Annotated in this window: 5 protein-coding genes; 1 reads left to right on the forward strand and 4 read right to left on the reverse strand. The window is 68.1% G+C overall.

The features are described from left to right. A partial coding sequence (locus AC1DHD_RS12320) for a maltotransferase domain-containing protein (protein WP_476879989.1) occupies nt 1–1,168 on the reverse strand: 1,168 nt, incomplete at its 3' end. A gap of 142 nt (nt 1,169–1,310) precedes the next feature. Here AC1DHD_RS12320 and glgP point away from each other — a divergent pair. Then, complete coding sequence (glgP, locus tag AC1DHD_RS12325; protein WP_476879990.1) at nt 1,311–3,929, forward strand: alpha-glucan family phosphorylase; 2,619 nt, start codon at nt 1,311–1,313, stop codon at nt 3,927–3,929. A 103-nt stretch (nt 3,930–4,032) separates the two neighbouring features. On the opposite strand, the gene AC1DHD_RS12330 is transcribed toward glgP, so the two are convergent. The 3 genes from AC1DHD_RS12330 to glgX are packed head-to-tail and all read right to left on the reverse strand — an operon-like array spanning nt 4,033 to nt 7,004. Further along, nucleotides 4,033–4,389 carry a barstar family protein gene (locus tag AC1DHD_RS12330; RefSeq protein ID WP_476879991.1) on the reverse strand — a complete coding sequence of 119 codons (357 nt, stop codon included), beginning with the start codon at nt 4,387–4,389 and terminating at the stop codon, nt 4,033–4,035. Between the two features lie 7 nt (nt 4,390–4,396). Continuing rightward, entirely contained in the window at nt 4,397–4,858 is a 462-nt protein-coding gene (locus AC1DHD_RS12335; protein WP_476879992.1) for a guanyl-specific ribonuclease, read from the reverse strand. 31 nt (nt 4,859–4,889) lie between these two features. Next, the gene (gene glgX / locus AC1DHD_RS12340) at nt 4,890–7,004 is read right to left on the reverse strand and encodes a glycogen debranching protein GlgX (protein ID WP_476879993.1); all 2,115 of its coding nucleotides are present in this window, start codon (nt 7,002–7,004) and stop codon (nt 4,890–4,892) included. Between the last annotated feature and the right edge of the window lie 108 nt (nt 7,005–7,112).

Raw genomic sequence — 7,112 nt, forward strand, 5'->3', positions numbered from 1 at the left:
GCCCGGCGGGGTCGTTGTCGAAGTTGAGCGGGAAGATGTCCTGGTACTTCTTCGGCGGGTTCTCGGCGTAGGCGATGCTGCCGTCGACCCGGGTGGTGAACCATTCCGGGTGGCTCTGCACCCAGGGGTGGTCCGGGGCGGCCTGCAGGGCCAGGTCCAGGGCGACTTCCAGTCCGAGTTCGCCGGCGCGGGCCACAAAGGCATCAAAATCCTCGAAGGTGCCCAGGTCCGGGTGGATGGCGTCGTGTCCGCCCTCTTTCGCACCGATCGCCCACGGGGAGCCGGGGTCGTGCGGACCGGCCAGCAGGGTGTTGTTCGGGCCCTTACGGTGCTGGGTGCCGATCGGGTGGATCGGCGGCATGTAGATGATGTCGAACCCCATGGCGGCGACGGCGTCCAGTCGCTTCGCTGCGGTCCGGAACGTTCCGGAGGTCCATTCGCCGGTTTCGTGGTTGCGGACAGCGCCCTCGGAGCGCGGGAAGAATTCGTACCAGGCGCCGCGCCCGGCGAGCTCACGCTCGACCAGCAGCGGATACGGCTCCGTGGCCGTCACCAGTTCCCGGATGGGCTGCCGGGCGATGACGCCGGCCACGGCCGGGCTGAAGCCGGCGGCGAGCCGCTCTTCGGGCGTCTTCGAGCCGTCGGAGAGTCCGACGACGGCGATCCGCAGCGTCCGCCGGTCGGCGGAGGGCCTGGTGGGGTCCTCGGACGCCTCGGTCAGCAGGGCAGCGCCCTCGGCCAGCATCAGTTCGACGTCGATGCCGGCTTCGACCTTGACCTCGGCGTTGTGGTGCCAGGTGCCGTAGCGGTCATGCCAGGCCTCAATGACGAAGGACCACCGGCCGGTGCCGGAGGGCGTCAGCCGGCCCTCCCAGCGATCGGTGCCCGCTCCCCGCTTCCCGCGGGGCGGCGCGAGCCGGACCCGTTGCCGCTCCTTGCCACGGGGATCCAGCAACACTGCGCTGACGCCCAGCATGTCGTGGCCCTCCCGGAACGCGGTGGCCCCCACGACGATGCTCTCGCCCTCTACAGCCTTGGCGGGAAACTTCCCGTCCTCGACCGCAGGCTGCACGGCAGTGATGGGAAACCTGCCGAATTTCAGGCCCTCGGTGATCAGGACCTTCGGCTTTTGCTTGGACACGGCACTGGTTCGCGAGTTAGTCGTCACAGGCTCGACGTTATCTACAAATGGGTCAGAATGCTAAGGCGGCTCACTTTTTTTCGGGTGATTCCCGGCGGCAATATGACATTTACCGGAAAGAAACCCAAAGCTGTTCCGGGGCCCGGAGATGTCCGTTAGTGTTTCGCAGGTGAAGGCTATCCGCAGGTTTACCGTCCGAACCGTTCTTCCCGAATCGATCCGGCCTTTGGCGCGGCTCGCCACCAACCTCCGCTGGTCGTGGCACCTCGAAACCCGGGAGCTTTTCGAGCAGCTGAACCCTGACGCGTGGGCCGAGAGCGCCCACGATCCCGTGACTTTTTTGGGCCTGGTCAGCAGGGAAGAACTGCAGCGCCTCGCGGCGGACCAGGACGTGGTGCGCCGGGTCCACGAAGCGGCCGCGGACCTGGACCGGTACCTGGAGCAGCCCCGCTGGTACCAGGGCCTGGGCGAGGACGCGCCCCGCTGCATCGCCTACTTCTCTCCCGAGTTCGGCATCACCGAGGTGCTGCCACAGTACTCCGGCGGCCTCGGCATCCTGGCGGGCGACCACCTAAAGGCCGCCTCGGACCTGGGTGTTCCGCTGATCGGCGTCGGCCTGCTGTACCAGGCGGGCTACTTCAAGCAGTCCCTGTCCCGGGACGCCTGGCAGCAGGAAACGTATCCGGTCCTGGACCCGGACGGCCTGCCGCTGACCCTGCTCCGCGAACCTGCTCCGGACGGCAACGGGCGGCCCATCCAGATTTCCCTGCCGCTCCCCCACGGCCGGCGCCTGCTGGCGCACGTGTGGCGCGCCGACGTCGGCCGCGTTCCGCTGCTGCTGCTCGATTCGAACGTGGCAGGCAACGACGACGCCGCCCGCGGCATCACCGACCGGCTCTACGGCGGCGGCGGGGATCACCGGCTGCAGCAGGAACTGCTGCTGGGCATGGGCGGAGTTAAGGCCCTGCGCGCCTTCCAGCGGCTCACCGGCGCTCCGGCCCCGGAGGTGTTCCACACCAACGAGGGCCACGCCGGCTTCCTGGGCGTCGAGCGCATCCAGGAACTGATGTCCGGCGAGCATCCGCTGAGCTGGGAAGAAGCCCTCACCGCGGGCCGGGCCTCGACCGTGTTCACCACCCACACCCCGGTCCCGGCCGGCATTGACCGCTTCGAGACTTCGCAGATCGAGCATTTCTTCACCGCCGGCCTGGCGCCCGATGTCCCGATCGGGAAGATCCTGGACCTTGGCCGGGAGGACTTCACCGACGGCAACCCCTTCGTCTTCAACATGGCCGTGATGGGTCTGCGCCTGGCGCAGCGGGCCAACGGCGTYGCGAAGCTGCACGGTGTGGTGTCCCGCGGGATGTTCTCCGCGCTCTGGCCCGGCTTCGACCACGCCGAGGTGCCGATCACCTCCGTGACCAACGGCGTTCACGTACCCACCTGGGTGGACCCCCGGGTGTCCCAGCTCGCGCGCACCCAGTTCGGCTCCGATGCCGAGACGGAGGGCCGCTGGGACCTGGCCTACAACGTCACGGACGAGGCCCTGTGGGCGCTCCGCCGCGAGATGCGGGTCTCCCTTGTTGAAGACGTCCGGCGACGCCTCCGGGCGGCCTGGAAGAAACGCGGCGCCGCGGACGCCGAGCTGTCCTGGACCGACTCGGTGCTTGATCCGGACGTCCTCACCATCGGGTTCGCGCGCCGTGTGCCGACCTACAAGCGGCTGACGCTGATGCTGCGCGACCCGGAGCGGCTCAAGGCCATGCTGCTGCACAAGACCCACCCGATCCAGCTGGTGATTGCGGGCAAGTCGCACCCGGCGGATGACGCCGGAAAGAAGATGATCCAGGACCTGGTCCGCTTCACCGACGATCCCGCCGTGCGGCACCGGATCGCGTTCCTGCCCAACTACGACATCGCCATGGCAAGGACGCTTTTCCCAGGCTGCGACGTGTGGCTCAACAACCCGCTCCGCCCGCTCGAGGCGTGCGGCACCTCCGGGATGAAGGCCGCCCTGAACGGCTCTCTCAATCTCTCCGTGCTGGACGGCTGGTGGGACGAGATGTACGACGGCGAGAACGGCTGGGCGATCCCGACGGCCAACAATGACGCCTCATCGGAGGAACGCGACGACATCGAAGCGTCGGCCCTCTATGAGCTGCTGGAGACGCAGGTGGCGCCGAAGTTCTACGGCCTCACCGTCTCCGACGGGGCCGGTGCCGCGGGCCCCTCCCAGTCCGGGCCGCAGGAGGTTCCCACCCACTGGGTCTCGATGATCAAACACACCATGGCGCACCTGGGCCCGGCCGTGTCGGCGGACCGGATGCTGCAGGACTACGTCAACGTCCTGTACCGGCCGGCGGCCATCGCCGGACGGCACGCGACGGCGGACGACTTCGCCGAGGCCAAGGCCCTGGCCGCCTGGTCCTCACAGGTCCGCGAGGCGTGGCCGCAGATCCAGGTGGAACACGTCGACTCCGTGGGCGTCTCCGAGGACCCTCAGATCGGCGACAACCTGCAGGTAAACGCCTACGTGGCACTCCACACGCTGCGGCCGGAGGACGTGGCGGTGGAGGTGGCGTACGGCCGAGCCGAGGACAGCGATGAGCTGACGGACATTACCGTGGCGGAGCTGCAGGCCGTGGAGGACCTCGGCAAGGGCCGCTACCTGTTCAGCGGGACCCTGGTGATCGACCGGTCCGGGTCCTTCGGGTACACCGTCCGGGTGCTGCCGAAGCACGAGGGGCTGGCGTCGAAGGCCGAACTGGGTTTGATTGTCAACGCCTGATTCTCTACCTCCTCACTGGCTGCTCCGCTAAACGGCCATGCTCCGCGTGCTCGCTCGTTCCTCGCTTAGACGCACGCTTCCGCATGACCGGTTAGCGGGACGCTTAGAGGCAGACTGCTATGACCTTTAGGTCTTTGCCGGCGTAGCGTTCTGCGTCCTGGAGGATTTCGCAGACTATGCCGAAGGCGCGGTCACTGCGGAATGCGGCGGGGACTTGCCAGATGACCGTGGCCGGCGGCTGGGCGTCGTCGCTGACCGCGTCGGCGAAGTCGTGGAGCGAGTCGTTGAGGGCGTCCAGGTTCGCGCCGTAGTGGCCGGGGAAAGCGAGCGCCTCGCCGAAGGCCTGCAGGACGTCTTTCCGGGTGGCCGCGGGTGGAACCACGAAAGCCCGGCGGCCGGCGTCGTCTACTTGCGCCTGCAGCTCATCGAGCGTCCAGGTGTCTCCGGAGAAGAATTTCATGGCGCCCTTACTTGTTTTCGGCGATAAATTTGAATGATTCGTAGTGGTCAGCGGTGTAGTACTTTTCGCCGGCCGCGCCCGTGACGATCCGCCGGGCGCCGCGGTCCGACTCCCCCGGCGTCCGCACGGTGAATTCCCGGTAATACCCCGATGATTTCCGCGGCAAAATTCTTTCGAAGTTTCCGAACGGAACGTTATCCCGGGAATAGGGGTACGGCCCGCCACGGGCGATCAGGGCGAGGGTCTTCCGGGCCTCCGGAGGCAGGTCGGAGGCCCTGATTTCGGGCAGCTGCGATGGATTGGCGACGCCGGAAACGGTGGCTCCCGCTCCGGGGTTGCCCGGGGAGGCCGCGGCGGGACCCGGTCCGGGCTGGGACGGCCCTGCCTGCGGGAGTCCGCCCAGCACAAAGGCCAGCAGCACAAGGCCCGCCAGCACGGCGAGCAGGCCGGCCAGCCGTCGGGCGTTCATTGGTGCTGTCCCATGTGCATGCTGCGGGCCGTCAGACGCGGTAGATGCTGATGGTGTTGGCCTGGACCACGTCACGCTCGCCGGCGGCGATGCGGACCCCCTGGCGGCGGTCATGGAGCTCAGAGGTGGTCAGGCGGAGCTCGTACAGCCGGTGACCGGCGCCGTCGTCGGCCGGGATCGAGGGGAGGGTGACCTTGATGTCCTGGGCGCTGCCGTTGATGACCACCAGTCCGTCGACGCGGCCGTCGTCGGATCCCAGCAGGAGCTGGACCACCCGGTGGCCCGGGTCCTGCCAGCGTTCGCCGGACATCGGTTCGCCGTTGACGTCGAACCAGTGGAAGTAGGACTGCTGGTCCCGGGCCGGGTAATCGTGCGGCTGGCCGGCCAGGAACTCCTTGCGCAGCCGGATCACGCGCTTGGTGCTGCGCAGCATGGCGTGTGATTCCGGCGTGCTGGTCCAGTCGATCCAGGTGATGGGGTTGTCCTGGCAATACGCGTTGTTATTGCCCTGCTGGCTGCGGCCGATCTCGTCGCCGGCCGTGACCATGGGCACGCCCTGCGAGATCATCAGTGAGGCCATCAGGTTTCGGCTGGTCTGGGCGCGCCGGGCCAGGACGTCCTCGTCCTCCGTGCGCCCTTCGAAACCATGGTTGTAGCTGCGGTTGTCCCCGTGACCGTCCCGGTTCTGTTCCCCGTTGGCCTCGTTGTGCTTGCGGTCGTAGGAGACGAGGTCCGCCAGGGTGAAGCCGTCGTGCGCGGTGATGAAGTTGACCGAGGCCAGCCGGCTCCGGCCCGAGGCCGCGAACAAGGCCGCGGAACCGGAGAGCGCATCCGCGAGCCGCGCCACCGAGCCGCCCTGMCCGCCGGCKTCGATTGCTGCACGGTCGGCCAGCCAGAACGTCCGGACGGCGTCGCGGAAGTGATCGTTCCAGTCCACCCAGCCGGCCGGGAAGCGGCCCGTCTGCCAGCCGCCGTAGCCGACGTCCCACGGTTCGGCGATGAGCTTGGTCTCGGACAGGACCGGGTCCGCGGCGATCGCGACCAGGAAGGGGTGCCGGGGGTCGAACTCGTTGTTGGCGTTACGGCAGAGCGTGACGGCGAGGTCGAACCGGAAGCCGTCGATGTGGAACTCGTTCACCCAGTACCGCAGGGAGTCCAGGACCAGCTGCACCACCCGGGGTTCGCCGAAATTCAGCGAGTTGCCGCAGCCGGTGGTGTCCACGTATTTGCCGTTGCCGTCGTGGCGGTAGTACTCCAGCTCGCCCAGCCCGCGGAAGCTCAGGGTCGGCCCGTCGGGACCGCCTTCGGCCGTGTGGTTGTAGACGACGTCGAGGATCACCTCGAGGCCGGCAGCATGCAGSAGTTTCACCATGCCCTTGAACTCGTCCTGCACGGCGTGGGGTCCGGCGTCGCGGGCGGCCTGGGTGGCGTACCCGGGGTGCGGGGCAAAGAAGGCGGCCGTGTTGTAGCCCCAGTAGTTGGGCAGGCCGAGGTTCTGCAGGTGCAGCTCGTCCACATGGAAGTGGACGGGCAGGAGCTGGACGGCGGTGATCCCCAGCGCGATCAGGTGTTCGACCATGGCAGGGTGCGCCATCCCGGCGTAGGTTCCCTGGAGGTGCTCCGGAATATCCGGGTGCAGCATGGTCTGGCCGCGGACGTGGGCCTCGTAGATGATGCTGTTACGCCACGGGGTTCGCGGCAGATGGTCCGCGCCCCAGTCGAAGTCGCCGGCCATCCGCACGCTGGTGGTGAAACCGTCGCGCTCGTCCACGCCGCGGCCGTAAGGGTCCAGCAGCAGCGGCTGCACGCCGTCGGCGTCGAAATCCATGGTGGGGACGGACAGCGGCAGGGCGTCCCCCTCCGGCGGGACGCGCAGTCCGTAGCGCGAGCCGGCGGGCATTCCTTCGACGATGCCGTGGTGGACACCGTCCGTGACGTTGGGCAGGGTTTCCAGCTGCCAGGTGCCACCGGGGGCCTGGTAGGCGATGTCCAGGCTGGCCGCTCCCGGTGCGTAGACCGCCACGTTGGCGAAGGCACCCCGAGGGTCGTCCGCCGCCGGGTTGCCCGTGCGGGGGACGCTGACGCCGAGCGGAAAAGGCCGGGAGGCGTCTACGGTGGTAGCGGAATCAACAAAGGACTTGACCATCGCTTAAAGCTTAGCGGCGGATGACCAAAGGTCCGCTTTTCCACCGCCATACGTCGCGGATTGCGCCGGCCTCTTCCCTGCCGAGTGGGGCGCGGGCCGGGATTGCGC

Source organism: Arthrobacter sp. 05L45_2 (assembly GCF_056397525.1).